The sequence below is a fragment of the Vibrio sp. 10N.261.55.A7 genome (assembly GCF_002877365.1).
Taxonomy (GTDB): Bacteria; Pseudomonadota; Gammaproteobacteria; order Enterobacterales; family Vibrionaceae; genus Vibrio.
The window spans coordinates 1-26579 of sequence record NZ_MCWZ01000322.1 but is presented as its reverse complement, the minus strand read 5'-3'; the positions used below and the strand labels follow the sequence as shown (position 1 = coordinate 26579).

Sequence of the window (26579 nt, the reverse complement as noted above, 5' to 3'; positions counted from 1 at the left end):
CAGTTTACACACCATATTAATCACAGCCTGCTCTAAAAATAATCGGCAAAGAGTATTTTCTTTGGTTTTTCTTATCTAGAATACCCTCAAGCCTCTCTCTTGGACGTCGTTATGGATCTCATCCTCCCCTTGCTTCAACAAATGTGTGTCTACCTTGTACTAGCGTATATGCTAAGTAAGACACCCATTTTTCTCCCACTGCTGAGTATTTCTAATCGATTAAGCCACAAGTTCAGTGTTTACGTGCTCTTCTCTCTATTTTGTATCCTTGGGACATATTTCGGTTTACAGATCAACGACGCGATAGCCAACACTCGCGCAATCGGTGCGGTCATGGGAGGACTGTTTGGTGGCCCTGTGGTCGGATTCTTTGTTGGCCTAACCGGCGGGTTGCATCGATACTCTCTGGGTGGGTTTACTGACGTTGCCTGTGCAATTTCAACGACAGCAGAAGGGTTAATTGGCGGGCTTTTTCACATCTATTTCATTCGAAAAAATAAGATAAGCCTACTGTTTAGCGCAAGAATCGTTTTCGGTATCACGCTGTTTGCTGAAATAGTGCAAATGCTGATCATACTGATCGTCGCCAAACCATTCATTCAAGCCTATACGCTAGTTTCTGATATCGCAGCCCCTATGATCATCGCTAACTCGTTCGGTGCTGCTCTGTTTATGAGTATTTTGCAGGATAGAAAAACCATCTATGAGAAGTATTCTGCCGCGTTTTCACGACGAGCGTTGAATATCGCAGAGCGCTCCGTTGGTATTCTAGCTTCGGGTTTTAACAGCCAAAATGCAGACAAGATCGCTCGTATCGTTTATGAAGAAACCAGCGTTGGAGCTGTGTCGATTACCGATGATGAGAAAATCTTAGCGTTCGTAGGAATCGGTGACGATCACCACAAGCCCAATACTCCTATTTCATCGAGCAGCACACTCGATGCGATTAGAGAAAACAAAATTAAGTACTTGGATGGGAAGGAGACCCCATATCAATGCACTTTATCCGCAAATTGTAAGCTAGGTTCTGCGCTTATTATCCCTTTGAGGACTGGGGATAAAATCATTGGCACCATAAAACTGTATGAACCCAAGCGAAAGCTATTTTCAACCATCAATATGTCAATGGGCGAAGGTATTGCGCAACTGTTATCGAGCCAAATTCTATTCAGTGACTACCAAAGAAAACAAATGCTGCTCTCTCAAGCAGAAATAAAACTGTTGCACGCTCAAGTGAACCCCCACTTCTTATTCAATGCGCTCAACACCATTAATGCCGTGATTCGTCGTGACCCGGATAAAGCACGAGATCTCATTCAGCACCTTTCGCAGTTTTTCCGCAGCAACCTAAAACAGAACATTGAAACCGTCACACTCAAGGAAGAGCTGGCCCACGTAAATGCTTACTTAACCATTGAGAAAGCACGCTTTACCGATCGATTGGAAGTGGATATCAACATTGATGAGTCTCTACTGAACCGGCAAGTACCCAGCTTTACACTCCAACCATTGGTCGAAAATGCAATAAAACATGGCACCTCTCAAATGCTAGAAGGAGGACAAGTACGAATCTATAACCAGCCAGTCATGCTAGGCAGCCGAATTATTGTCGAAGATAACGCCGGTGCTTACACCAAACCCAATGAGGATCATTCTGGTTTGGGGATGTCTATTGTCGATAAACGACTCACCAATAAATTTGGACGTGACGCATCGCTAAAAATTGAGGTTGAAGAGCACCAATGCACTCGAATGAGCTTTATCATTCCCAGCCAAGAAGACAATTAAGGAGCACACATGCTGTCCGCTTTAGTGATTGATGACGAATTATTTGCTCGAGAAGAGCTCTCTGAATTACTTGAAGAGGCTGGAAGCATCACCGTGCTCGACACAGCGAGCAATGCGATTGAAGGACTCAAGAAGATTAACCTTCTCAAACCCGATGTCGTTTTTCTTGATATTCAAATGCCACAGATTACTGGCATAGAACTTCTTGGCATGCTTGACCCAGACACCATGCCCAAAGTTGTTTTCGTTACGGCTTATGATGAATATGCCATTCAAGCCTTTGAAGATAACGCGTTTGATTATTTACTCAAACCCATCGACACATCAAGACTCAAAAAAACGATTAAGCGACTACTGAAAGACTCTCAATCAGTGCAACAAGATATGTCGATACTCGCGCCCCAAGTACTAGAACAAGTGCCTTGCATCGGATTAAATCGAATAATGATCATCCCTACTGCGGACGTTGAGTTTGCCTATACCGACATCTCTGGCGTTCAGATTCAAACCCAACAGCAAACCGCAACGTGCCAATTAACACTCAAGCTCCTAGAAGAGAAAACCTTGCTGGTTCGCTGTCACCGACAATACCTAGTCAATACCAAGACAATTAAAGAAATACGTCTGCTTGAAAATGGACTCGCCGAGATCATCACCATTAGCGATCACCAAGTCCCAGTAAGCCGACGCTATCTTAAGAGCCTAAAAGAGATGCTAGGCTTTCACTGATTGTGATGGCTTCCAATCTGCTGTCGTCTAGCTTTATAGATACGATTTGCTCAGTGTTCGCCTAGACGAATTATCCAAGGAGGCCTTTCATTGCTTCGGAAGCTTGCTTCCATTCTTGACTGCTTTGTAATTGTGACAAGCTGAATGATTGCCTCTTCAATAAAGCATCCGCCACTGGCACATCCAAAATGGGTAGATTATCTAACACTTCCACTTGAGCATCTCGCTTGTTGCACACAAGCAACATATCACACCCAGCAACCAGTGATTGATGTGATCGCTCGGCAGGTGAACCCATAATGGAAGCCCCTTCCATCGTTAGATCATCAGAAAAAATGAGCCCTTTAAAGCCAAGTTTATCTCGCAGTATTTTCTTCAACCAAAACTCTGAACCGCTCGCAGGCTGATCATCATAATGTGGGTAGATAACATGGGCAGGCATCATGGCATCTAAAACACCTGATTCGATTTGCGCCTTAAAAATCGACATATCAGCTTCAAAAAGATTGTCACTGTGGTCATAAGGCGTTTCCAAATGCGAATCCGCAATGACACCACCATGGCCAGGGAAGTGCTTTCCTGTGGTTGCCATGCCGACAGACTTCATGCCTTGCATATACGCGCTGCTATAACGAATCACATCGTCCACATTTTCACCAAATGATCGATTACCAATCGCTTTGCATTCGTGGCCTTTATCAAGAACAGGCGCAAAACTAAGATCAATATCATGGGCAATTAATTCTGCCGCCATCAACCATCCCGCTTGCTGTGCTAACACCTGCCCCTCGTTGTGCTTGGCAAACTCTTGCGCGGCCGGAATGAGCGAGAACCCTTCTCGAAACCTTTGAACTCGGCCACCTTCTTGATCAACGCCAATGAGCAACGGGCGCTTCGCTGCCTTTCGTATTTCTTTGTTGAGCGCCATTAGCTGCTCGCTGTCATGATAATTACGAGTAAAAAGGATTAACCCTCCCACTGTCGGGTGTTCGAGAATTTCTCTATCTTCTGATGTCAGTTCATAACCTTCGACATCTATCCAAAGTGGGCCCATGCTTACTCCTAATTTCATAAAAATCGATAAGTTACCGAGACTATTCGCTTTGAAATTGCTTTACAATGATTTTAGGTTTGAACTAAGTGAGTTGACGATGAAACTACCTGAACTTTACATCGGAGTCATGTCGGGCACGAGCATGGATGGTGTCGATACAGCCCTTGTGCGCATACTAGGCAATGAGATAGAGCTGCTCGAGCACGATGAATACCCTATGCCAGAGACGTTAAAAAACGATCTATTGAACATCTGCATCGGCCAGCAAACCGACCTCAAAACGGTAGGAGAGATCGATCATCAACTAGGGAATCTGTTTTCGGAGGCGGTATTACAACTGCTCGACAAGTCAGATATCTCCGCTTCTGACGTCACAGCCATTGGTAATCACGGTCAAACCGTGTTCCACCAACCCACTGGTGATCAACCATTTACCATGCAGCTTGGCGATGCAAACATTATTGCGGCTAAAACTGGCATAGACACCGTGGCTGACTTTCGACGCAAGGACATGGCACTTGGGGGACAAGGGGCTCCACTGGTGCCCGCGTTTCACAGCACTATTTTCAGAGCTGAAAACAGCACCGTCATCGCTCTCAACGTTGGTGGTATTTCGAATATTTCGGTATTGCGACCCAATGATACCGTTCTGGGTTACGACACAGGGCCAGGGAACATGCTCATGGACGCTTGGGGGCAGAAACACACTGGACATAAATTTGATAAAGATGCCATGTTTGCCAAGCAAGGCCAATTGATCGAACCATTGCTCGAATTACTGCTCAAAGAACCGTACTTCTCTATGCCAGCGCCTAAAAGTACTGGCCGAGAGCTCTTTAATCTCCCTTGGTTAGAGAATAAACTCAGTACGTTTGATGACATTGCAACTCACGATGTACAAAGAACCCTGTGTGAATTTACCGCTGTAACCATCACTAACGAAGTATTACGCTATCAATCGGGCGACGCCCCTGAACTGTTAGTTTGTGGTGGCGGTGGACGAAATCCATTGCTCATGACTCGGCTCGCCGAGCTACTTCCTAAATGGCAAGTGGCTTCAACCCGTTCAAAGGGTGTCGATGCAGACTACATGGAGGCCATGGCATTTGCATGGCTAGCTCAACGCAGAGTTCATGGATTACCGAGTAATCTCCCTGAGGTAACAGGCGCGTCCAAGTTGGCGTCTCTCGGTGTCATCTACCCCAAAAATTAGACCGATCATGTAAAGGAATTCTATGACTAACGATGCTCTCATCGCTGCACTTTCTCACCTCGTTTCGGAAGGACGAAACCCTGAAACAATGGATATTGATCTCTTATCCGCCGAGCAAATCGTTTCTCGATTGAATCAGCAAGACAAGCAAGTGCCCATTGCCGTTGAAAAAGAGTTACCAAAGATTGCCAATGCTGTTGATGCCATTACTCACGCATTTCGAAATAATGGACGACTTATCTATATGGGCGCCGGAACCAGTGGACGATTGGGCGTTTTGGATGCCTCAGAGTGCCCTCCGACTTTTGGCGTGTCCGACCAAATGGTGATAGGCCTTATCGCTGGTGGCCCAGAAGCCATACTAAAAGCCAAAGAAGGTGCTGAGGATTCGTTAACCTTAGGCGTTGAAGATCTCAAAGCCATTCAGTTTTGTGATAATGACGTCGTAGTGGGTATTGCTGCGAGTGGTCGAACGCCCTATGTCATTGGCGCTCTTGAATATGCGAACGATCTTGGTGCAACGACGGTAGCGGTCTCTTGTAACCCAGACTCTCCAATCGCCAGTATTGCCCAAATAGCGATTAGCCCAGTGGTGGGGCCCGAAGCTCTTGCAGGTTCAACACGTTTAAAATCAGGGACGGCACAGAAGTTAGTGCTCAATATGCTGACGACGGCCAGTATGATTCGACTCGGTAAGAGTTATCAAAACTTAATGGTGGATGTAAAAGCCACCAACAAGAAATTGATCGCGCGAGCCGCTCGGATTGTCATTCAAGCGACCGATTGCGATTTGAATCTTGCCACCCAAACACTCGAACATACGGAATACGATGTAAAGCTGGCCATCTTGATAATCTTGACGGGGCTGGATATCGATAGCGCCAAGCAGCAACTGCTAAACCAACAAGGGTTCCTTAGAAAAGCCGTCGAGAAGAGCAATACCAATTAAGCTCAATATCAACTAAATACATAGTCGTTGAATGTATAAGCCAAAGCGCTTCTCCATCAGAAATAAAAAAGCCAGCTTGCAATAAACAATCTGGCTTGATTCACTTAAAGAGTATTTCAGAGAAAAGCTCTTTAACGGCTAGTTACTGTATTCTGACCAGCCACGCTGCCATTCCATACGAAACTTCTGCGAATCTTCCATCCCTTCACAAACGCCTTCATAGTATTGACCTGATAATCCCATCTGGTAAGCGAAGTTAGGGTTACAATATTCTGTCACACCAACCGTATAACCTTCTGTGTACTCAGACTGCTTTGCTCCACCAAGTTGTGATAGATCTTTATACGAACGTTCTGTATGGCCTTTCACTCCGTCTTGGTAGCCTATTTGATACCAGTCTCCATCTTTAGCCAATTGTTCGGTGCTGCTTGCACAGCCGGCAAGTACTCCAACAAGAGCCAGTGCGATTACTTTTTTCATTGCTTTCCTTCGCTTATCGTTTCTTAAAGCCAAGATGCCACTTATTTCGGCATCCCGCCACTTAATTCTTGGAAGCTCCACTCATTTTCATAAACAACCACTAAATATAGGAAGCAACCGTTTACCTTTACCTAAAACCACTTAATTGAATCAGATGCCACTAAAAATTGGATACGACCACTGACCCCTTAACTGGATGTGTCTATCAATTGAACTCGCTAATATTCAAACTGAACTGATAATTTAATCCAAAGGATGGCCCTATGTTGTGGTTTTTAACCTGCGTTGCAGCTCTAATCGGCGGCTACTTTATTTACGGCGCTTTCATTGAAAAAGTGTTCGGCATTAACGAAAAACGAAAAACCCCTGCTCACACGAAAGCGGATGGCGTTGACTTCGTTCCAATGTCTACGCCAAAAGTTTACCTGGTTCAACTACTGAACATTGCCGGTGTTGGCCCAATTTTTGGCCCAATCATGGGTGCGCTATACGGCCCAGCTGCGATGCTTTGGATTGTTGTTGGTTGTATCTTTGCAGGTGCGACTCATGACTACTTCTCAGGTATGCTTTCTGTTCGTAATGGGGGCGCTTCGGTTCCAACGATTACAGGTCGCTACTTAGGCAAAGGCGCAAAACACTTTATGAACATTTTTGCCATTGTCTTACTGCTACTTGTTGGTGTTGTTTTTGTCTCTGCGCCTGCTGGCATGATCACCAACCTGATTAACGATCAAACTGATCTCACCGTTAGCATGACCACGATGGTTGCGATCATCTTTGGCTACTACATCATCGCAACGATTGTTCCGGTTGATAAGATCATTGGCCGTTTCTACCCGCTGTTTGGCGCGCTGCTTATTTTCATGTCTGTAGGACTTATCACTGCGGTTGCAGTCTCTAGTGAACACACCGTTTTAGGTGGCTATGAAGTAAGCGACATGTTCACTAACTTAAACCCGAATGACATGCCAATCTGGCCTGCTCTATTCATCACTATTGCTTGTGGCGCTATCTCTGGCTTCCACGCAACTCAGTCACCTCTGATGGCGCGTTGCATGGAAAACGAAAAAAATGGCCGCTTTGTCTTCTACGGAGCCATGATTGGTGAGGGTATTATCGCCCTAATCTGGTGTGCTCTAGCATTGTCGTTCTTCGGGTCAATCGAAGCATTGGGTGATGCCGTTGCAAACGGTGGCCCTGGTAACGTGGTTTATAGCGCTTCATTTGGCCTATTGGGTGTGTTCGGCGGTATCTTAGCGTTCCTAGGTGTGGTTATTCTGCCTATTACGTCTGGTGACACAGCGTTCCGTTCTAGCCGACTAATCCTTGCTGAATACTTCAACATGGAACAGAAAACACTGCGTAACCGCCTCTTGATGGCTCTACCTCTGTTTGTTCTTGGTGGCATCCTCACTCAAGTAGACTTCGGTATCATCTGGCGCTACTTTGGTTTTGCTAACCAAACAACAGCGGTAATGATGCTTTGGACAGCGTCAGCCTTCTTGCTTCGTTACAACAAACTGCACTGGATAACCACAATTCCAGCCATGTTCATGACAACGGTTGTTGTGACCTTTATCCTAAATAACAGCGCTCTTGGTTTTGGCTTACCAATGCAGATCTCAACCATCGCAGGTATGCTGTTCTCACTAGCCGTCACCGCTTATGTGATTAAAATTTCGAAAGGCAAAGGAGACACTGACTTAGCTGATGAAAGTGATTTAGATGAGAAAAAATCAGCTCAAGTAACAGAATCTGCTTAACGCGAGAGCTTCAACTACTCCATCAAAGTCAGCCCAGTGAGGCTGGCTTTTTTGTTTTCTAATCCCACCAATTATCTATCCTAATTATCAGGACAACTCGTTGCGGTTTCTGCGTTATCAATACATACGGTGCAAACGTATATTTATCTCATTCCAGTCAATCTTAAAGAAAGAGAAAATACTATGAAAAAATATCCACTTATTATTGCACTACTAGCATCAACGAGTTTCGCAGCTAATGCTGAACTAACCATGTCTTTTACTGATTTTTACAACAAAGTAAAAGTCGTTGTGAAGGAGGATGGAGTGCCTGTAAGCAATGCTCAGTTAACGAGTACTATGCAAGGACAAACACATACTGCTACGAACGAAAACGGTGTCGCTTACTTTTACAAGAGAAATACCCAAGGTCTACAAAGATTCACTGCAACAACAGAAGGTGGGGAAGCTACCAAAGTTTCTAAATTCATTGACAGACATGATGATGCATAGAGCAGTAAGGCCCTTATTAAAGGGCCTTAATTTTCTATTACCCAGTACCAAGAGAAAAAGTTAAATCGACATCGATTCTAACTTTTTTATACACAAGGATTTGGCTTTGCCCATTTCAGCCCGTTTCCATGCGACTAAAAGTTCGACTCGCTTAGCTAAGCCAAACTCGACGAGATCCCCTGTTTTTAACTCACTTTGAATCAAGTGCTTAGGTAAGGTTCCAACGCCCATATCGGCCTTAATTGCGCTCAGCTTGTCTTTCATTGAACCGACAGTGAAAACGGGTTGGTTGTATAGTATATTTTTTGTGACTTTAGGTGCTGTAATGGCGGAGTCTGCTACTGCGACAATTTTATAATTACGCCTTACCTCATCACTCATTGGATTATCTTCAGATAGTATCGAGCTCGACTTTGACGCCACCCAAGCCATCTCTATCTCTCCAATTTTTTTTGTTTTAACAGAAGTAGGTAAAGCATTCCTCGGCAAAGATGAGATTAAAACGTCAGTACGCTCTTGAATTAATGACTCCCATCCACCAACCAATATTTCTTCTTTGGCTTTAAATTGAGTCACGCTGGATTTACTCAGTGCCTTTATAAGCTCCAATACATACTCTTGCCCCACTATCCCATCGTAAGAAATAGACAGTGTTTCTTCCCAGCCTGATGCTATTTCTCTTAGTGCAGATACAGTTTCATCTGATGCATCGAGAAGGATACGTCCCCGCTCTAATAGAAAATGTCCTGCCTTAGTAAAAGTCGCTCTGTGCCCTGAACGATCCAAGATCAAAACATCAAGCTCTTCCTCTAGCTTTTGAATCTGATAGCTAATCGCAGAAACGGAACGATTCACACGCGTCGCTGCAGAAGCAAAAGATCCCTCTCTATCTAGGGCATCTAAAATCTGTAGCGTATCTAAAGGCAGCGTTTTCTTTAATACCATGATCCAAAACTCTTTGGCTAGAAAGTCAACAAGAGTAACAGCAGAATGACCAAAATTGACAGAAGAAATTGTGAAGTTTCATATCTTCTAAACTTTAGAACAAGTTGCCCTAAAACTCTGAATATATTAAAAATAACTCTCTGTTAGCCTACTGCCGTTAGTCACCTTACTAGAATAGGGAGGAGAGCTAGCGATACGGTATGGTTTATCGACTCAAATAGTAGTGGGTTGTGGTTGTTCTCAATCATGCCTAGAGCGATCTTTCACTTTGACTCATGTGTATCAAGACAAATAATCCGATTTTTAGTTAGCTGTAACCTAATAAAAAAACCCACTGCGAACAGTGGGCTTCATCATGTTATCAACTCGTCTTAATCGACTTGCCGGATTTGTAACTCTTTAGGGACTTCAAAGAACATGTTCTCTTCGCGTCCCAACACGTTTTCAACTGATGTAGCACCAAGCTCTTTAATGCGATCTAAGATTTGATTCACCAACTCTTCAGGGGCTGAAGCCCCAGCAGTCACCCCTACCTTAATCTTGCCGTCAAACCACTCCGGTTTTATATCTTCAGGACAATCTGTTAAGTAACCTGGTGTTCCTAGCTTTTCAGCCAGCTCTTTTAAGCGGGTAGAATTGGAAGAGTTTTTAGATCCAACCACCACCACAACATCAACGTCAGGCGCGAGTTCTCGAACGGCGTCTTGACGGTTTTGAGTTGCGTAGCAAATATCATCTTTACGCGGCCCTTGAATATCAGGGAACACTCGGCGCAGCTCATCGATTACATCCGCAGTTTCATCAACGGAAAGCGTTGTTTGGCTGACGTAATGAAGGTGAGATGTGTCTTTTACTTTCAGCTTCAAAGCTTCGACGTCTTCTGGTACTTCAACGAGATACATGCCGCCTTCATGACTTGCGTACTGCCCCATCGTTCCTTCAACTTCAGGATGACCAGCGTGACCAATCAATACCACTTCCATATGCTTTCGGCTTGCTCTTGCCACTTCCATATGAACTTTCGTCACGAGTGGACACGTGGCATCAAACACCGTCAGCTCACGCTTTTTAGCTTGCTGACGAACCGCTTGAGAGACGCCATGAGCTGAAAAGATCACGATTTGACCATCGGGCACTTCATCCAGCTCTTCAACAAAGACAGCGCCGCGCCGTTTAAGCCCTTCAACCACAAATCGGTTATGAACGACTTCGTGACGGACGTAAATAGGAGGCTGATACATTTCTAACGCACGCTCAACAATGCTGATGGCGCGATCAACACCAGCACAGAAACCTCGTGGGTTAGCTAAAAGGATTTTCATGTCATTACTCATACGAGTTCTTCTCAATGGGTCGGTATTCTACGACAAGTTACTCAACAGACAAAATTTCAACATCGAACGTCACATCTTGCCCTGCTAGAGGGTGATTAAAGTCAACCGTAACCGAATCTCCCGCTATCTCGGTAATAATACCTGGAATCTCAGCGCCGTCTGGGCCTGAAAATGCCATCACTGTGCCCACTTCAACTTCTGAGTCACCAACAAATTTGGCTCTGTCCATATAGTGCACGTTATCTGGGTTTGGCATTCCGAATGCGTCTTGCGCTTTGAGTTCTATCGACTTATTTTCACCAGAAGATAGCCCTAATAAACACTGCTCAAAATTATCACTCAAGCTGCCATCACCAATGATCAGCTTGGCTGGTTTGCCCATATTGTGAGTGCTATCGGCAACCGAACCATCATTCAGCTTGATCGTAAAATGAAGCGTTACCGCTGAATCTTTTTTAATCGTCGACACTTGTCTGTTCTTCCTTGTTGTAGTTGTCACAGCAGAGTAAACAAAAAGCGCTATCTGAACAACAGATAGCGCTTAGGGTTATTACATTTTTGATGAACAAAACGAATAAAAATACTCGTTATGGTGTTACTGAGCTTTCTCTTTCTTTCGAAAGCCATCTAAGATGATCATCGCCGCACCGACACATATTGCCATATCCGCCAAATTGAAGGCTGGCCAATGATAGCTTCCCCAGAAGAAATCCAAGTAATCGACCACAAAGCCATGAACAATACGGTCAAAGACGTTGCCAACAGCGCCACCAATGATCATGGCATACGCGATGTTGTTCCACTTTTCGGTGGCAGGCAGTTTGCTCATCCAAAACGTCAGCATTCCTGTCACTAAGAATGCAATGGAGCTAAAGAACCAGCGCTGCCAACCTGGCTGATCGCTCAGGAAGCTAAATGCTGCGCCATAGTTATGCACGTGCAAAAGGTTAAAGAACGGCAGGATCTCAATTCGATTCGCCCATCCATAGCCAATATGCTCCAAGACAACGAATTTAATGGCAATATCAGAGATAAAAATAACAACCGCTAGCCACAGCCAACGTACACCTGATTGTTTCAATGCTATTGTTTGTTCGCTCATACTCTTCCTAAAAAATAACCCCAGCTAATACTGGGGCTATGATATCGATAAAAAGTTCACTCATACTCAAACATCAAGGATGATTAAGCGAATTTACGTACTTCGCCATCACCTTCAACGTTTGACACACAGCGGCCACAAATCTTCTCGTGACCAGCAATGGTGCCAACGTCTGGCGTATGGTGCCAACAACGATCACACTTTTCAGCTTCCGTTGCCGCAACTTCTACGAACAAACCTTCAACTTCTGTCGCGTGTGCTGTGTCCGTCTTCTCGCTCAGTGCTTTCACATCCACTTTAGAGGTAAGAAGTACGAAACGCAGCTCATCTTCTAGCTTGTTCACTTTCGCCGCTAGAGTGCCATCAACGTAAAGTGTCACTTCAGCTTGCAGCGCGCCACCGATGGTTTTCTCTTTACGCGCATCTTCTAGAAGTTTATTGACTGCGCCACGAACGGCTTGGATCTCTGTCCAGAATTCATTGTTTAGCGCTTCGCCTTCTGCAAGGTCCACTAAACCTTCATACCATTCGCCCGTGAATACGAATTTATCACGTGCACCTGGCATTTCATTCCAGATTTCATCCGCTGTAAATGACATGATTGGTGCCATCCAACGAACCAGTGCCTCTACGATGTAGTAAAGTGCAGATTGACAGCTGCGTTGAGCGTGACCGCCCTGTTTCGCTGTGTACTGACGATCTTTAATCACGTCTAGGTAGAAAGAGCCCATTTCAATAGAACAGAACTGCATCAGACGTTGGGTAACAGCGTGCGTGTTGTATTCATCGTAAGATTTCACAATCTCTTCTTGAGCAGCAAACGCACGGCCAACAGCCCAACGATCCAGTGCCACCATTTCTTCAACAGGCACTAAATCGGTTTCTGGATTGAAGCCATTAAGGTTCGCGAGGAAGAAGCGAGCCGTGTTACGAATACGACGGTAAGCGTCTGCTGAGCGTTTTAGGATCTCATCTGAAACCGCCACTTCACCTGTGTAATCCGTTGATGCAACCCATAAGCGAAGGATGTCTGCGCCTAGCTTGTTGGTCACATCTTTTGGCGCGACAACGTTACCGATAGATTTCGACATCTTACGGCCGTTACCATCAACCACAAAACCGTGAGTTAACACTTGCTTGTATGGCGCTTCATCTTTCATCGCGATAGATGAAATAAGTGAAGACTGGAACCAACCACGGTGTTGATCTGAACCTTCTAGATATAGGTCTGCACTGTTACCGTTGTACTCCTCACGAGCATCGACAACAGAATAGTGAGTCACACCTGAGTCGAACCATACGTCTAAAGTATCAAGTACTTTTTCGTATTTGTCTGCGTCTTCTGCGCCCATAAGGTCAGCAGCGTCAACATCCCACCACGCTTGAATGCCTTTTTCTTCGACTAGCTTCGCGACTTTCTCGATAAGCTCTAGTGAATTAGGGTGCAGTTCCGCCGTCTCTTTGTGTACGAATAGAGCGATTGGCACACCCCAAGTACGTTGACGAGAGATACACCACTCAGGGCGACCTTCAATCATGCCTTCAATGCGGCTTTGACCCCACTCAGGCATCCACTCTACACCTTTAATTGACTCGAGTGCTTTTGCACGCAGGCCAGCTTGATCCATCGAGATGAACCACTGTGGTGTTGCACGGAAAATGATTGGCGTTTTGTGTCTCCAACAATGCGGGTAGCTGTGCTCGTACGCATGATGGTGTAGCAGAGCACCTTTTTCTTTCAATACTTCAAGTACAGAATCGTTCGCTTTGAATACGTGTTGACCAGCAAATAGCTCAGTATCAGGAAGGTAAACGCCGTTAGAACCAACAGGGTTAGCGACTTCTAGATCGTATTGCTTACCAACAATAAAGTCTTCTTGACCATGACCTGGTGCAGTGTGCACAACACCCGTACCTGCGTCTGTTGTTACGTGCTCACCTAAAATAGCTGGAACCGTAAAATCGTAGAACGGGTGGTTGAACTGCATCAACTCTAGGTCTTTGCCTGTAGCAAAACCAAGATTGTGGAAGTGTTCGATACCAGCGCGATCCATTACATCTTTTGCTAGATCAGAAGCCACAATGATGCGCTGCTCTTGTTGATCGCCTTTCGCTTCCACTTGAATGAGAACGTATTCGAGATCATCGCGTAGACATACTGCGCGGTTTGCAGGCAGAGTCCATGGCGTTGTTGTCCAGATAACAACAGAGATTTCACCTTGACCAACATGTGCGTTCGCAAGAGTGAATTTTTCAACAAGCGCCGCTTCATCGGCCGCCGCAAACTTCACGTCGATTGATGGCGATACTTTATCCTTGTATTCCACTTCCGCTTCTGCCAGTGCAGAACCACAATCTGTACACCAGTGAACAGGCTTGAAACCTTTTAGAAGGTGGCCGTTGTCAGCAATCTTGCCTAGGGCGCGAATGATGTTGGCTTCTGTGCCAAAATCCATAGTGCGGTATGGTTTGTCCCACTCGCCCATGATACCAAGACGCTTGAAGCTCTCTTTTTGACCTTCAACCTGCTTAGCTGCGTACTTACGACACTCTTCACGGAAATCAGATGCAGAGATCTTTTGACCAGGCTTGCCTTTCTTTTTCTCAACCATTAACTCGATCGGTAGACCATGACAATCCCAACCAGGTACGTATGGTGCGTCAAAGCCAGACAAGCTTTTAGATTTAATAATAATGTCTTTAAGAATCTTATTTAGTGCATGACCAATATGAATATCACCGTTAGCGTACGGAGGGCCGTCATGCAAAATGAACGACTTTTTGCCTTTCTTAGCTTTACGAATCTCGCCGTAAAGATCTTCTTTGTACCAACGCTTTAGCATTTCTGGTTCGCGGTTTGCTAGGTTACCGCGCATTGGAAACCCTGTTTCTGGTAAATTCAGGGTATTTTTGTAATCACTCATCGATTCTTAATTCCGTTATATTGGGCGAAGTTAGACATTATGTTATTCGGTGGAATAAACCGATTAACGCTTAAGCTGAAGCAACCACACCCTTGCGGCTTCAGCATCCAATTCTATTTGTTGCTTGAGCTGTTCGAATGACTCAAACTTATGCTCATCTCTAAGCTTATGAAGTAGTACCACTTCTAACTGTTGGCCATATAAATTGCCTTCAAAGTCGAATAAGTGTACTTCTAGTTGCTGGCGAACACCATTTACGGTGGGTCTTTGACCAATATTCGCCACGCCACCAATTCTTTTATTTCCTAGGCCTAATGCCTCTACGACATAAACACCTGAAACTGGTGAAACGCATCGCTTTAAAGGAATGTTTGCGGTTGGAAAACCAATGGTTCTCCCCAGCTTTCTTCCATGCGATACACGACCACTAATACTATAATCTCGCCCAAGCATGTCACTCGCAACAGGCAACGAGTCATTTGCTAACGCATTGCGAATGGCCGTGCTGCTCACTCGTTGCTCTTGCAAACAAAAACTCTTGGTACTGACAACTTGAAAGCCGAATTTATCACCGGCTTCTTGCAACATAGTAAAATCACCAGTTCGACCTTTGCCAAAACAAAAGTCATCGCCGACAACAAGGTATTTAACCCCAAGCTTAGTGACGAGTAAATCTCGTATAAACGCTTCGGCGGTTAATGAAGCAAAGTAGTTATTAAAGTTTACGCAAAGTAACCTATCAAGATTAAGCTTACTTAATTGAACAAACTTATCTCGTAGGCGAGTCAAACGAGCGGGTGCTCGCTCTGGTCTAAATAGTTCCCTAGGCTGTGGCTCAAACGTCATCACAACAGAAGGCAGTTTAAGGTCGTTCGCCTTTTGGCTTACCTGCTCTAAAACCTGTTGATGCCCCAAGTGAACACCATCAAAGTTACCTATCGTTAAGACGCAACCTTTATGCTGTGACTTAATGTTGTGAATACCACGAATTAATTCCATTGGGATTAACTAAATACCTATTTTTCAATTACTGAGCGTGAAACCGACGGATTATATACTAATCACCTTCACTCTGTCGCTGCTTTTACATCTTTTAAACGGATACCAAGAGCGAGTAGGATAAAAACGTAAACAGTCGCTCCCAATGCAATAGCCAAAGTCAGCATCATTACCCGTTCACTAAAGGGCCAAGTAAGCCAAACTGACATGGCTTCAAGGTGCCATAGTAATACAGCAACCATCGCCGCTCCTGCGATAACAAGTTTTCCAATAAAAAGTAACGTTTGTTTTGTCACCTTATAAACATCCGCTTTATGAAGCCCTCGGTAAAGCAACGTCATGTTGACAAAGGCGGATAGCGCCGTGGCCATTGCTAATCCAACATAGCCATAGAACGTTGCAAAGATAGCGTTAAAGAGCATATTGGTCACCATCGCGATGATGCCATATTTCACAGGGGTTTTCGTGTCTTGGCGTGAGTAATAACCTGGCGCTAAGACTTTAATAAGCATAAAGTTAAGTAATCCTGACGCATACGCAAAGAGCGACATGGATGCTTGTTCAACATCATGTGGCGTGAACTCACCACGCATGAAAAGAACCATCAGCATAGGTTTAGCTAAAACCATAAGACCTAACATGGCGGGCACTCCCAATAAGGTAACCATGCGAACGCCCCAATCCATCGTTTTGGCGAATCCATCACTCTGTGCATCGACGTGCTTTCTAGAAAGCGAAGGTAAAATAACTGTCGCAATCGCGATACCAAAAAGGCCCAGTGGAAACTCCAACAAACGATCGGAGTAGTAAAGCCAGCTAATTGACCCTGTTGCTAGAAAACTAGCAATGAAGGTGTCGAACAACAAATTGATCTGGCTAACTGACACACCAAACAGAGCAGGGATCATTAAGGTTCGAATTTTAACTACGCCGGGATCTCTCCATCCCCATTTGGGTTTAACAAGAACGCCCGCTTTAATAAGAAAAGGCAGTTGAAAGAGAAATTGAACCAAGCCACCAAGAAAAACGCCAATCGCCAACCCAATTTCAGGTTGATTAAGCATTGGTGAGATAAACCAAGCCGAACCAATAATCATCACGTTGAGAAATACAGGGGTAAAAGATGAAACGGCAAACTGACCTAACGTATTAAGAATGGCGCCAGACAAGGCAACAAACGTAATAAACCACAAATATGGGAACGTGATTTTCAGCATAAAACTGGCGAGCTCAAACTTTTCTGCCGAAGGGCCACCGTTTAGCCAATCTAAGAACCAGCCAGCACCAAATAACGCGGTAATAGCTCCAGATCCTAAAACACCCAGTACTGTCACAATAGAAACGATGACGCCCAATGTGCCCGATGCTTTCGCTATCAGTTGTCGTGTTTCATTCATATCCCCCTTGGCGTGGTACTCGGTAAGAACAGGAACAAATGCTTGGGAAAAGGCTCCTTCCGCAAATAATCGACGCAAGAAGTTAGGAATTTTATTGGCAAAGAAAAAAACATCGGCACTTGCCCCTGCGCCCATTAAGTTTGCAACAACGACATCACGAATTAAGCCTAACACTCGTGAAATCAACGTCATTGCGCTGACAATCATTCCTGATTTTAGAAGACGTTTACTCAAATTAACCTCAATCACCACACTCAATACGCGAGTATCTTCTTTAATAGACAACGAATGCCTCTATAGGGGAAGATAAGTATTAGCAATGGTATAAAAATACTGTTAGAATCCCCGCCATCTTAACCGCGATGACCTTTTCATACCAAACTAGTTTGGCTTCGATTGGTTTTTGCACAAATTATTTGACAATTGAGCGCAAATAGAGGATATTCCTCGCCCTTAATTTGTCACCGAACTATGTTTTTGGGAGTTAGACCTTGGCAAACAGTAAATCTGCTAAGAAGCGCGCTATCCAAGCTGAGAAACGTCGTCAGCATAATGCTAGCCGTCGCTCTATGATGCGCACTTACATGAAAAAAACCATTGCAGCTATTGAAGCTGGTAATAAAGAAGCTGCAACTGCAGCTCTAGTAGAAGTAACACCACTTCTAGACCGTATGGCGACTAAAGGCCTTATTCATAAGAATAAAGCTGCGCGTCATAAGGCTCGCTTCTCTGCAGCAATCAAAGCTCTTTAATTAGAACTCAGATTGTTTAGAGAACAAAAAACCGGCTTTGGCCGGTTTTTTTATGTCTGAATATTGGTAAATTTGAAGTTGTTACTGCTCTAACCCATTCTATTAGCTTAATCTCGCCTAACTATCCGTATCGCAATACATACTGTAAAGTAATTTGATCACTGACTTCACCTCTCCACTGCTTAACGAATAAAAAACCGTTTGAGCTTCTTTCCGTGTATGGACGAGCCCATCCCGACGTAGCCAAGCTAAATGTTGAGATAATGCAGATTGGCTCAAGGCCAACTTAGAACCTAGCTCACCAACGGACAACTCATCACTATGCAGTAAACATAAGATCTGCAACCGCTTCTCATTCGCCATAGCTTTGAGTAATAGCACTGCTTTTGCTGAGTTTTTTTCCATGCTTTCAAGGTTCATTCGATACTTCCACACCATTAAATACGCGCAACTTCGCTACCACGCAATTATCTCGTTGATGATATAACGATATTACTTAATCAACAATAAAGGGCTGATAACGGATATCTCATTTTATTCTGAATAAAATGAGATATAAAACATCTAGTTAACGACCAAGCTATTGAAATCAGCTTCACAAATATTTTTAACCGCTGGGTGCTGAATCATTCGCTCAGCAAAAATCACATAGTACTCTTCTTTTAACTCTTCGATCGTTCCAAGCAGCGTTAACGGCAACGTATTATCGACTTCGTTCATATAGAGGGTTGGCGCTAAAAGCACGGCATCTTTATGTTGACGAAACATAGCTTTCATTAAAGCGAGATCATCAAACTCTCCTAACATATCCGGCTTGATACCATGTTGATCAAACCAATGCAGAACTTTGCGTCCCATAGCAGTCTTGCCACTCGGCACCAATAATTTGGATTCTTCAAGCCCTTGGGGCAATTGAATCCCTTTTTCGCCATAGCTGAAGAAGCTCATATTACACTCACAAAGCTTCTTACTGTATAAGCCTGGATTCTGGCTAGAGTCGACAGGACAATCGGAAAGAATCATATCTAATTTATGTTGGGATAACTGCTCTAACAATAGCTCGTGAGTCGACTCATAACATCGTAGATGGATACTATTATCTTCAGGAACAGTGCTGAGTAATATTTTACTCACTAAATTCTTGGACAGAGCGTCTGCCACACCTACCTCAAATAATAGATTAGATCGCTGACTGTAATTAACAATATCAAGCATTTCGTAGCTTAGTCCAAACATACGGTCAGCATACTTAAAAACAAGTTGGCCTAATTCCGTGGGCTCTACGCTACGTCCATTTCGCATCGTGAGCTTCCCATCAAGACGCTCTTCTAATGCTTTAATTTGCCCTGTGACAGTTTGAGGAGTCAGAAAGAGTGCCTCTGCCGCTTTCGTGACTGACCCTTGCTTACACACCATCCAAAAATAATATAGATGGTTATAATTTAAATGATACATCGCCGTACTCTGAAAAATTATTCCACTATATCTTAAACATTCCTCCTTCCCAAATAAACCGATAATTCGATAAATACATACAAAACAAAACAATACCAATACAAAAACCGAATCAACAATTCATAAAAATGACAGTTATGACACAAACCTTACGCTAAAAACCATAAACCACGAAAATACCACCTTAGTATATGCAATAGATCACAAACAATAAAAGCCAACAAAAACAATACCTTAACTCAATCTCACATGTACAAAAAACAGTACACACACTCTAGTTCGCAAAAAATCTCTAATCGTCACGAACTGTAATATTAGTGAAATATTTAACTACTAGTATCGCTATCAGATTCAACTACAGACCAAACCTTAATTAACGGTCAACGGAGAAAACTATGATTAACCAAGCTACTACTTCAGCAGCACCAAGCACGGGATCTTCCCACTGGTTACGCTGGGCTAACTTGGCCTTCATGTTATACCTGCTTCTTTTAGCAGTATCATTGGTAAGTACTGGTTTCAAAATTTCGACAGGAAACCACGCAAAAGAGTTATTTGCCTTTGCCTCTCACCCTATTGCAGGTTTGATGATTGGTATGGTTGCTACGGCGCTGATTCAATCTTCAAGCACAGTCACATCCATTATCGTAGGTTTGGTAGCAGGTGGTTTGCCTGTTGGGATTGCCATCCCAATGATCATGGGTGCTAACATTGGTACCACAGTCACGAACACCATTGTGAGTCTTGGTCATATTCGAAATAAAGAAGAGTTTAAGCGTGCTTTTGCGAGCGCGACCATTCACGATTTCTTCAACTTACTTGCTGTGGCTATTTTCCTTCCGTTGGAAATGATGTTCGGTATTCTCGCTAAGACCTCTCAATGGCTAGTGTCGCCTTTCTTGTCTACCGGCAACCTAAGCATGAAGAGCTTGGACTTCATTGGTCCATTAACGAAGCCTGTAGCAGCGGCAATTAAAGAGCCTTTGCTTGTCTTTGGTAATCAAGTCGGTGGCGTTATCCTCATCGCTCTAGGTGTTGTAATGCTGTTCATTTCCATCACTGTGATGGGTAAGCTAATGAAGAGCTTGATGGTTGGCCGTGCGCGTGAAATCCTTAAGAGTGCAATTGGTCGTGGGCCTCTACATGGCATCTTCTCAGGTTCTGTTGTGACTGTATTGGTGCAATCATCTTCAACTACCACAAGCCTAATGGTTCCACTGGTTGGTTCTGGTGTTCTAAAAATTCGCGACGTATACCCGTTCACGGTCGGTGCTAATATCGGTACGTGTATAACGGCACTACTGGCTGCCACCGCAGTATCAGGTGAGTTCGCGGTCTTTGCTCTGCAAATTGCACTTGTACACTTAGTTTTCAATATCTTCGCGACTATCTTAATCTTTGGTGTGCCGTTCCTACGTGAAATCCCACTTAAAGGTTCGGATTACATTTCAGACATGGCAATCAAGAACAAGTCAGTGGTCTTTGGATACTTAGCGTCAGTATTCATTGTTATCCCAGCAGCGGTACTTACTTTCACCTAAGTCGCTCCAATACAAAAAATCCCCTAGTAGTACTGAACTACTAGGGGATTTTTTATGCGTTTAAGTTCAAGTCTTAAACTGAGAATGGATACTTAATGGCTTCGTGACATTCATAGCCTTCCACCCAAAAGTCTTCTAATGTGACCCAGGTTTCTAAGTCTTCTAATGTCTTTATCTTAGGGTTGATATGAAAAGTCGCCGCGTCTAACGGTTCACGCTTCAACTGGATGTCTCGCATCGGTGCCAACTGGTCTTCGTAAATATGTGCGTTTACGATTTTATGATATGCCACACCTGCTTTCTTTCCTGTGATTTGAGCCATTAGAGCTAAAAACACATAAACCTGAACCATGTTGAAATTCAAGCCTAGCGGCACATCACAAGAACGTTGAGTGCTATTCAGATAAAGCGTATCACCCAATAGTGAAAAGTGGTGGCTGTACATACATGGACGCAAGCAACCCATATGAAACTCACCAGGGTTGTAGAAATTTAGGATTTCTCCCCTGTCATCTATACCACGCGTTAGATCATCGACTATCTTGCGTAACTGATCGACATGTCCGCCGTCGGGCTTTGCCCAAGAGCGGCCTTGAACGCCGTAAACTCGGCCCATGTCATCTTCACCTTTCCGGTACTGATTATTGAGCCATGCGTCGTTTAGGTTCGCATTCGCATCCCAAGTTTTAGTACCCAGCTTTCTGAAGTCTTCTGCATTATCATAGCCACGGATATAGCCCAATAGCTCAGCCACAGCCGCTTTCCAGAAGCTCTTTCTCGTAGTAACCAAAGGGAACTGGTTATTTGCTACATCGTATTGAAGATCGGCATTAACAACAGTCAAACAGCGCTTGCCTGTTCTCTCATTTTCAATCCAAGTGCCGCTATCAACAATGCGTTGGCAGAGATCTAAATATTGTTTCACGATTAACCCTTACTTTACTGCTACGTTGTCTTTGAAGTGCCCGCGCTTATAAGCCCATGCCATCATCAACACACCACCAATAATCATTGGTAGTGATAAAATTTGCCCCATAGAAATGAAATCACCAAACAAACCAAGGTGGGCGTCCGGTTCACGAACATATTCAACAAGGAATCGGAATGTACCATAACCGGCTAAGAACAACCCTGATACAGAACCAAGTGGGCGCGGCTTTTTGATGAACCAGTTCAGAATGAAAAACAGAACGATGCCTTCGAGAGCCATCTCATACAGTTGAGAAGGGTGTCGAGGAAGAGGCCCACCATTTGGGAAAACGATCCCTAGAGGAGAGTCCGTCACACGTCCCCAAAGTTCACTATTCATAAAGTTACCGAGGCGGCCCATACCTAGGCCAAATGGTACTAATGGTGCAATAAAATCGGCTACGCCAAAAAACGTTCTGCCATTCTTTTTTGCATACCAGAACATTGCGCTAATAACACCGAGCAACCCGCCATGGAATGACATTCCCCCCGTCCAAACTTGAAACAGATAAAGGGGATCTTGTAAAAAGAGATCAAAGTTATAAAAAAGAACATAACCAACTCGGCCACCAACCACCACGCCAAGAAAGCCCGCAAAGAGCAGGTCAGAGACTTGTTCTCGAGTCCAACCACTGTTTGGCGTATCTGCACGACGATTTGCAAGCCACAAAGCAAATGCAAAACCGACTAAGTACATGAGCCCATACCAGCGAACTGAGATTGGACCTAAAGAGAAAAGAACCGGATCAATATTAGGAAACTGGAATAGCCCTTGAGACATAAAGCTTACTCTTCAATTAAAGTTAAAAACGAAAAACATGGATAATACATAGAATGAGACGAGGTCACAGCAGCATAGTTCCAGCAACAATCATTAAAAATACCGCAAAGACCTTTTTAAGCAGCGCTGTCGGTAAACGACTTGCCAATTTCGCCCCAACCTTAGTGGTAAACATCGATGTCGATGCGATGGCAATAAGCGCAGGGAGATAGACGTAGCCAACGCTGTAGCTTGGTAAACCTTCCGCTTGGTAGCCATTTAAGATGAAACCAGTCATACCTGAAATAGCAATCATACAGCCACAGACCGAGGAGGATCCAACCGCTTTACGCATTTCGACGCCATAGCGACTTAAGAAAGGCACAGACAAAGACCCACCACCAATCCCAGCAAGGCTCGACACAACACCGATACCCGACCCACAAAAAAGTGTCACAGGGCTGCTCGGCATCGATCTAACCTGAGTCGATTTTACAGAAATAAGCATTTGAACGGCCAAAAAGGTAACGATAGCAGCAAAGATCTTAGGGAGGTACTGCTCCGGCACCCAGTCTGCGATGTAACTGCCTACAAAACCGCCAACAACAACCCCTGGCATTAGCCACTTGATAACGTACATATCAACGTTACCAAGCTTTAAATGATTTAACGCAGAAGAGCCAGACGTCAAGATGATAGTAGCCAGTGACGTTGCTAAAGCGACTAGCATGACACTTTCAGAACCGATACCGATGGAAGGGAGTAGATACAATAGCGCTGGCACGACAATGAGGCCGCCACCAATACCCAGTAAGCCCGCCATGACGCCAACAAAAGCGCCCAGTAAAACGAGAAGAAGAAGCAACTCTATATGCACAACAACCTCTATTTTTTGCCTGCTCTGATAAAGCCAGCAAAACCTTTATCTTCGAAATGAGACGACATCATAGTATAAATATCTTTCCCATACGCCTTCTTCAAGGCATTGTTTGCAAATTGTTGTAATTCTTTACTCTCTGAATGTCGAAGTAAGTACTTAACCTTCGCAACATTCGACGTATTCATACTCAAAGATCGGTAACCTAGTCCAACCAGTAATAGCGAACCAATTGGGTCACCCGCTAACTCACCACAGACACACACGGGTAGGTTCAAGTTTTTACACGTATCATAAATATGTTTTAGCGCCATAATGACAGCAGGATGCACGGATTCATAAACATCGGCAACGTGAGAGTTATTACGATCGACAGCCAACAAATATTGCGTTAAGTCGTTTGTTCCGACTGAAACGAAATCTATTTTGTCTGCGATTAATGGAAGAAGGTAGAGCATCGAAGGAACTTCCAGCATGATCCCGACTTGCGGCATTGGGATATTGCTATCGACACTCGAGACCTCTTTGTAGGCCTGATTAATAAGCCGTAAAGAATCGTCCAACTCTTGAGCACTCGCGATCATCGGCAATAAAATACTTAGGTTCTTATGCTCTGCGCTTGCTCTCATCATTGCACGAATTTGAATGAGGAAGATATCAGGATGATCTAGGGTAAAACGAATACCGCGCCACCCTAAGAAAGGGTTGTCTTCTTCTATCGGCAGGTAGGGAAGCGCTTTATCTCCACCAACATCTAAAGTTCTCATCACAACACGCTTCTTGGAATACGTACTCAATACACTACGATATTGCTGAATCTGCTCATCTTCCGATGGGAATCGATGCTGAAGTAAAAATGAGATTTCAGTACGATACAGCCCTACACCATCAACACCTTGGTTAATCGCTATATTGGTATCAGCACTTAAGCCGGCATTGAGAAACATCTCGATGCGTTGTCCATCTTTTGTTTGTGCGGGTGCTTCGAGATCCTTGCTCACCATTGATGCAAGGTCTTTCTCCTCATCAACAAGCGCTCGGTACTCTTTCAGTAAATGGTTACTCGGAGAGACGAAAACCTGTCCACTGTAGCCGTCAACAATCCCCTCTTTGCCATTAATGTCGTTCAAGTTTAGGTTCAGCCCCATGACGGCTGGAATACCTAAAGCTCTTGAAAGAATGGCCGCATGTGAGTTAGCAGCGCCTTCCAACGCTATAACAGCAAGTAACTGCTCTTTGGGGACCGACGCCAGTATTGATGCTGTAAGCTCCCTAACCACCAAAATAACGGGTTTATCTAACTGTTGCTGCTCTTTTTGCGTGTTATATAAAAAATACAGCAGCCGCTGGCCAAGCTCACGAATATCTTGAGCTCGTTCTTTCAGGTATACATCCGACATCCTGGCAAAGCGATTGGAATAAGCCTCAACAACCTGTCTAAGTGCCCAGTCAGCCTTATCCCCTTTATGGATCTGTTTCTTTAGATCTTTACGCAACATTGGATCGTTAAGAAGGTGCGTAAAGAGATCAAAGATGGCTAATGTTTCTTTATTGATCTCCCCGCGAAGCTTTTTTCTCATCCGACTGAAATCGCTACGGGCATCTTCTATTGCTTCCATTAACCATTCTTGTTCTTGGCTAATATTTAATGCAGATGCAGGTAAAACTTCAGATAACTGCGGCTGGGCGTCATCCCACCAGAATTCACCGATAGCAACACCAGAAGAAGAAGGAATTCCGACAATAGAGTGTTGATTCTTGGAGAGGTTCCAATGCCCTTGAGTCTGAGCGTGAGCAATGATGACCGCTAATTGAGCAGCCAATGTGACGAGGAAAGACTCTTCAATTTCATTAAATAGACGAGTCGACTTTTGCTGCACGACCAGAACGCCAAGTACTTTTTTACGATGGATAATTGGCGTTCCCAGAAAGCTATGGTAAACCTGCTCTCCTAGCTCAGGGAAAAGTTTAAAACTTGGATGTTTAGAGGCGTTTGCAATATTTAGCGGTTCAGCAGTGCGCTTCACCAGACCAACAAGGCCTTCATTAAATTGGATGTGTATTTTATCGCCTGAGAACTCTAAGCCTTGTGTGGCCATAAGTTCTAGGCGATTTTTGTCTTCATTAGCAAGATAGATAGTGCAGCACTCGGTTTGCATCGCGCCACACGTCTGGTTGACTAAAATATCAAATGCTTGATGAACATCATCTACCTTAGATACCTGTTCAACTATTTCCCTTAGTTGAGAAAGCATACCTATCTCACCCTCTATTAAATTTTCGCTTGCCCTTTAATTTTCGTTCTTTGAATGGCATCGCCATAGAAGCAAATTCTTTCATCGCTCTGCGATACACGTCTCGCTTAAACGAAACCACTTGTCGCACTGGATACCAGTAACTTACCCAACGCCAACCATCAAACTCAGGGGTACTACCACGCTGCATGTTAATCTGTGATTCATCACAATCTAAGCGCAGTAAAAACCATTTCTGTTTTTGTCCGATACAGACAGGTTTAGAATCCCAACGAACTAAGCGCTTTGGTAGTTTATACCTTAACCAATGACGACTCGTCGCTACAATTTTTACGTCTTTTTTAGTAAGACCAACCTCTTCGTACAACTCCCTAAACATCGCTTGCTCAGCAGTCTCACCCTCGTCAATTCCCCCTTGAGGAAACTGCCATGAGTGTTGCCCGTATCGTTTAGCCCAGAAGACCTGACCATGGTTGTTACAGATTACAATTCCCACATTTAAGCGGTAACCATCGCCATCTATCACTGGCCAACCTCAAATAAAACTTATAATGACAGTGATTTTTCCACATATCCCCAATAGGAGCAAACTTACTAGTGTGATTAGCACGTGATTTATTGGCAACAACGGCTGATATGAATAACTTTCAATCACGATCGCACTTATCAACACCACAATGAGACCCAAGCCACATTTATTCACCTTTTCTGTGAGTAACTATGTGAAGAAAGTGAAATAAACAGATCTTTTCTAAACACAAAGCACCAAAAGATCTCTAACCCCTTTAATTAAACCAAAAT

The 26579-nt window shown here is 44.1% G+C and carries 24 protein-coding genes; 8 read left to right on the top strand and 16 right to left on the bottom strand.

The window, feature by feature from the left end:
• Positions 1 to 111: 111 nt before the first annotated feature.
• The gene (locus BCU12_RS20700) at positions 112 to 1788 is read left to right on the top strand and encodes a sensor histidine kinase (protein ID WP_102406292.1); all 1677 of its coding nucleotides are present in this window, start codon (positions 112 to 114) and stop codon (positions 1786 to 1788) included.
• A 9-nt stretch (positions 1789 to 1797) separates the two neighbouring features.
• Complete coding sequence (btsR, locus tag BCU12_RS20695; protein WP_102406290.1) at positions 1798 to 2517, top strand: two-component system response regulator BtsR; 720 nt, start codon at positions 1798 to 1800, stop codon at positions 2515 to 2517.
• Positions 2518 to 2587: 70 nt separating this feature from the next.
• Here btsR and nagZ read toward each other — a convergent pair whose 3' ends face one another.
• The gene (gene nagZ, locus BCU12_RS20690) at positions 2588 to 3571 is read right to left on the bottom strand and encodes a beta-N-acetylhexosaminidase (RefSeq protein WP_102406288.1); all 984 of its coding nucleotides are present in this window, start codon (positions 3569 to 3571) and stop codon (positions 2588 to 2590) included.
• 97 nt (positions 3572 to 3668) lie between these two features.
• On the opposite strand from nagZ, the gene BCU12_RS20685 reads away from it, so the two are divergent.
• Together BCU12_RS20685 and murQ are read left to right on the top strand one after the other, a co-directional pair.
• Positions 3669 to 4784, top strand: coding sequence for an anhydro-N-acetylmuramic acid kinase (locus BCU12_RS20685; protein WP_102406296.1), 1116 nt, complete (start codon positions 3669 to 3671; stop codon positions 4782 to 4784).
• A gap of 22 nt (positions 4785 to 4806) precedes the next feature.
• Positions 4807 to 5733 (top strand): N-acetylmuramic acid 6-phosphate etherase, encoded by a 927-nt coding sequence (gene murQ, locus BCU12_RS20680; protein WP_102406286.1) that lies wholly within the window; start codon positions 4807 to 4809, stop codon positions 5731 to 5733.
• 138 nt (positions 5734 to 5871) lie between these two features.
• Here murQ and BCU12_RS20675 read toward each other — a convergent pair whose 3' ends face one another.
• The gene (locus tag BCU12_RS20675; protein ID WP_102406284.1) at positions 5872 to 6213 is read right to left on the bottom strand and encodes a DUF2799 domain-containing protein; all 342 of its coding nucleotides are present in this window, start codon (positions 6211 to 6213) and stop codon (positions 5872 to 5874) included.
• Between the two features lie 263 nt (positions 6214 to 6476).
• On the opposite strand from BCU12_RS20675, the gene BCU12_RS20670 reads away from it, so the two are divergent.
• Complete coding sequence (locus BCU12_RS20670) at positions 6477 to 7976, top strand: carbon starvation protein A (RefSeq protein ID WP_102406282.1); 1500 nt, start codon at positions 6477 to 6479, stop codon at positions 7974 to 7976.
• A gap of 183 nt (positions 7977 to 8159) precedes the next feature.
• The gene (locus tag BCU12_RS20665) at positions 8160 to 8468 is read left to right on the top strand and encodes a hypothetical protein (RefSeq protein ID WP_102406280.1); all 309 of its coding nucleotides are present in this window, start codon (positions 8160 to 8162) and stop codon (positions 8466 to 8468) included.
• Positions 8469 to 8528: 60 nt separating this feature from the next.
• Here BCU12_RS20665 and BCU12_RS20660 read toward each other — a convergent pair whose 3' ends face one another.
• The 7 genes from BCU12_RS20660 to murJ form a co-directional block, all read right to left on the bottom strand.
• A complete protein-coding gene (locus BCU12_RS20660) occupies positions 8529 to 9413 on the bottom strand; it encodes a LysR family transcriptional regulator (protein ID WP_102406278.1) in 885 nt (294 codons plus the stop codon).
• Between the two features lie 371 nt (positions 9414 to 9784).
• Positions 9785 to 10747, bottom strand: a complete 963-nt coding sequence (ispH, locus tag BCU12_RS20655) for a 4-hydroxy-3-methylbut-2-enyl diphosphate reductase (protein ID WP_198599402.1) — start codon at positions 10745 to 10747, stop codon at positions 9785 to 9787.
• A 37-nt stretch (positions 10748 to 10784) separates the two neighbouring features.
• Entirely contained in the window at positions 10785 to 11216 is a 432-nt protein-coding gene (gene fkpB / locus BCU12_RS20650; RefSeq protein WP_102406274.1) for an FKBP-type peptidyl-prolyl cis-trans isomerase, read from the bottom strand.
• A gap of 126 nt (positions 11217 to 11342) precedes the next feature.
• Complete coding sequence (lspA, locus tag BCU12_RS20645; RefSeq protein ID WP_102406272.1) at positions 11343 to 11849, bottom strand: signal peptidase II; 507 nt, start codon at positions 11847 to 11849, stop codon at positions 11343 to 11345.
• An 83-nt stretch (positions 11850 to 11932) separates the two neighbouring features.
• Complete coding sequence (gene ileS, locus BCU12_RS20640) at positions 11933 to 14773, bottom strand: isoleucine--tRNA ligase (protein ID WP_102406270.1); 2841 nt, start codon at positions 14771 to 14773, stop codon at positions 11933 to 11935.
• Positions 14774 to 14836: 63 nt separating this feature from the next.
• Entirely contained in the window at positions 14837 to 15772 is a 936-nt protein-coding gene (ribF, locus tag BCU12_RS20635) for a bifunctional riboflavin kinase/FAD synthetase (protein ID WP_102406268.1), read from the bottom strand.
• A 68-nt stretch (positions 15773 to 15840) separates the two neighbouring features.
• Positions 15841 to 17403: a murein biosynthesis integral membrane protein MurJ gene (gene murJ, locus BCU12_RS20630; protein WP_102406294.1), complete on the bottom strand. Its 1563-nt coding sequence runs from the start codon at positions 17401 to 17403 to the stop codon at positions 15841 to 15843.
• A 257-nt stretch (positions 17404 to 17660) separates the two neighbouring features.
• Here murJ and rpsT point away from each other — a divergent pair, with 257 nt between their 5' ends.
• On the top strand, positions 17661 to 17921 hold the full coding sequence (gene rpsT / locus BCU12_RS20625; protein WP_102406266.1) for a 30S ribosomal protein S20: 261 nt from the start codon (positions 17661 to 17663) through the stop codon (positions 17919 to 17921).
• A 117-nt stretch (positions 17922 to 18038) separates the two neighbouring features.
• On the opposite strand, the gene BCU12_RS20620 is transcribed toward rpsT, so the two are convergent.
• Together BCU12_RS20620 and nhaR are read right to left on the bottom strand one after the other, a co-directional pair.
• Entirely contained in the window at positions 18039 to 18341 is a 303-nt protein-coding gene (locus tag BCU12_RS20620; RefSeq protein WP_102406264.1) for a metalloregulator ArsR/SmtB family transcription factor, read from the bottom strand.
• Between the two features lie 144 nt (positions 18342 to 18485).
• Complete coding sequence (nhaR, locus tag BCU12_RS20615; protein WP_102406262.1) at positions 18486 to 19376, bottom strand: transcriptional activator NhaR; 891 nt, start codon at positions 19374 to 19376, stop codon at positions 18486 to 18488.
• Between the two features lie 395 nt (positions 19377 to 19771).
• Here nhaR and BCU12_RS20610 point away from each other — a divergent pair, with 395 nt between their 5' ends.
• Entirely contained in the window at positions 19772 to 20917 is a 1146-nt protein-coding gene (locus BCU12_RS20610; protein ID WP_102406260.1) for a Na/Pi symporter, read from the top strand.
• A gap of 73 nt (positions 20918 to 20990) precedes the next feature.
• On the opposite strand, the gene BCU12_RS20605 is transcribed toward BCU12_RS20610, so the two are convergent.
• The 5 genes from BCU12_RS20605 to rppH form a co-directional block, all read right to left on the bottom strand.
• The gene (locus tag BCU12_RS20605) at positions 20991 to 21842 is read right to left on the bottom strand and encodes a thymidylate synthase (RefSeq protein WP_102406258.1); all 852 of its coding nucleotides are present in this window, start codon (positions 21840 to 21842) and stop codon (positions 20991 to 20993) included.
• A gap of 9 nt (positions 21843 to 21851) precedes the next feature.
• Complete coding sequence (gene lgt / locus BCU12_RS20600; RefSeq protein ID WP_102406256.1) at positions 21852 to 22667, bottom strand: prolipoprotein diacylglyceryl transferase; 816 nt, start codon at positions 22665 to 22667, stop codon at positions 21852 to 21854.
• A 64-nt stretch (positions 22668 to 22731) separates the two neighbouring features.
• A complete protein-coding gene (locus tag BCU12_RS20595; RefSeq protein WP_102406254.1) occupies positions 22732 to 23523 on the bottom strand; it encodes a sulfite exporter TauE/SafE family protein in 792 nt (263 codons plus the stop codon).
• A gap of 8 nt (positions 23524 to 23531) precedes the next feature.
• Positions 23532 to 25778: a phosphoenolpyruvate--protein phosphotransferase gene (gene ptsP / locus BCU12_RS20590; protein WP_102406252.1), complete on the bottom strand. Its 2247-nt coding sequence runs from the start codon at positions 25776 to 25778 to the stop codon at positions 23532 to 23534.
• 7 nt (positions 25779 to 25785) lie between these two features.
• Complete coding sequence (gene rppH, locus BCU12_RS20585) at positions 25786 to 26304, bottom strand: RNA pyrophosphohydrolase (RefSeq protein WP_102406250.1); 519 nt, start codon at positions 26302 to 26304, stop codon at positions 25786 to 25788.
• Positions 26305 to 26579: the final 275 nt, after the last annotated feature.

Excerpts from the sequence above, each read along its gene's own strand:
- BCU12_RS20610 (WP_102406260.1), top strand. The coding sequence starts at position 19,772 with ATGATTAACCAAGCTACTACTTCAGCAGCACCAAGCACGGGATCTTCC.
- BCU12_RS20620 (WP_102406264.1), bottom strand. The coding sequence starts at position 18,341 with ATGAACCTTGAAAGCATGGAAAAAAACTCAGCAAAAGCAGTGCTATTA.
- ribF (WP_102406268.1), bottom strand. The coding sequence starts at position 15,772 with ATGGAATTAATTCGTGGTATTCACAACATTAAGTCACAGCATAAAGGT.
- ileS (WP_102406270.1), bottom strand. The coding sequence starts at position 14,773 with ATGAGTGATTACAAAAATACCCTGAATTTACCAGAAACAGGGTTTCCA.
- lspA (WP_102406272.1), bottom strand. The coding sequence starts at position 11,849 with ATGAGCGAACAAACAATAGCATTGAAACAATCAGGTGTACGTTGGCTG.
- murQ (WP_102406286.1), top strand. The coding sequence starts at position 4,807 with ATGACTAACGATGCTCTCATCGCTGCACTTTCTCACCTCGTTTCGGAA.
- BCU12_RS20660 (WP_102406278.1), bottom strand. The coding sequence starts at position 9,413 with ATGGTATTAAAGAAAACGCTGCCTTTAGATACGCTACAGATTTTAGAT.
- ispH (WP_198599402.1), bottom strand. The coding sequence starts at position 10,747 with ATGAGTAATGACATGAAAATCCTTTTAGCTAACCCACGAGGTTTCTGT.
- BCU12_RS20675 (WP_102406284.1), bottom strand. The coding sequence starts at position 6,213 with ATGAAAAAAGTAATCGCACTGGCTCTTGTTGGAGTACTTGCCGGCTGT.
- lgt (WP_102406256.1), bottom strand. The coding sequence starts at position 22,667 with ATGTCTCAAGGGCTATTCCAGTTTCCTAATATTGATCCGGTTCTTTTC.
- BCU12_RS20665 (WP_102406280.1), top strand. The coding sequence starts at position 8,160 with ATGAAAAAATATCCACTTATTATTGCACTACTAGCATCAACGAGTTTC.
- BCU12_RS20685 (WP_102406296.1), top strand. The coding sequence starts at position 3,669 with ATGAAACTACCTGAACTTTACATCGGAGTCATGTCGGGCACGAGCATG.
- BCU12_RS20670 (WP_102406282.1), top strand. The coding sequence starts at position 6,477 with ATGTTGTGGTTTTTAACCTGCGTTGCAGCTCTAATCGGCGGCTACTTT.
- ptsP (WP_102406252.1), bottom strand. The coding sequence starts at position 25,778 with ATGCTTTCTCAACTAAGGGAAATAGTTGAACAGGTATCTAAGGTAGAT.
- nhaR (WP_102406262.1), bottom strand. The coding sequence starts at position 19,376 with ATGTATCATTTAAATTATAACCATCTATATTATTTTTGGATGGTGTGT.
- BCU12_RS20700 (WP_102406292.1), top strand. The coding sequence starts at position 112 with ATGGATCTCATCCTCCCCTTGCTTCAACAAATGTGTGTCTACCTTGTA.
- nagZ (WP_102406288.1), bottom strand. The coding sequence starts at position 3,571 with ATGGGCCCACTTTGGATAGATGTCGAAGGTTATGAACTGACATCAGAA.
- btsR (WP_102406290.1), top strand. The coding sequence starts at position 1,798 with ATGCTGTCCGCTTTAGTGATTGATGACGAATTATTTGCTCGAGAAGAG.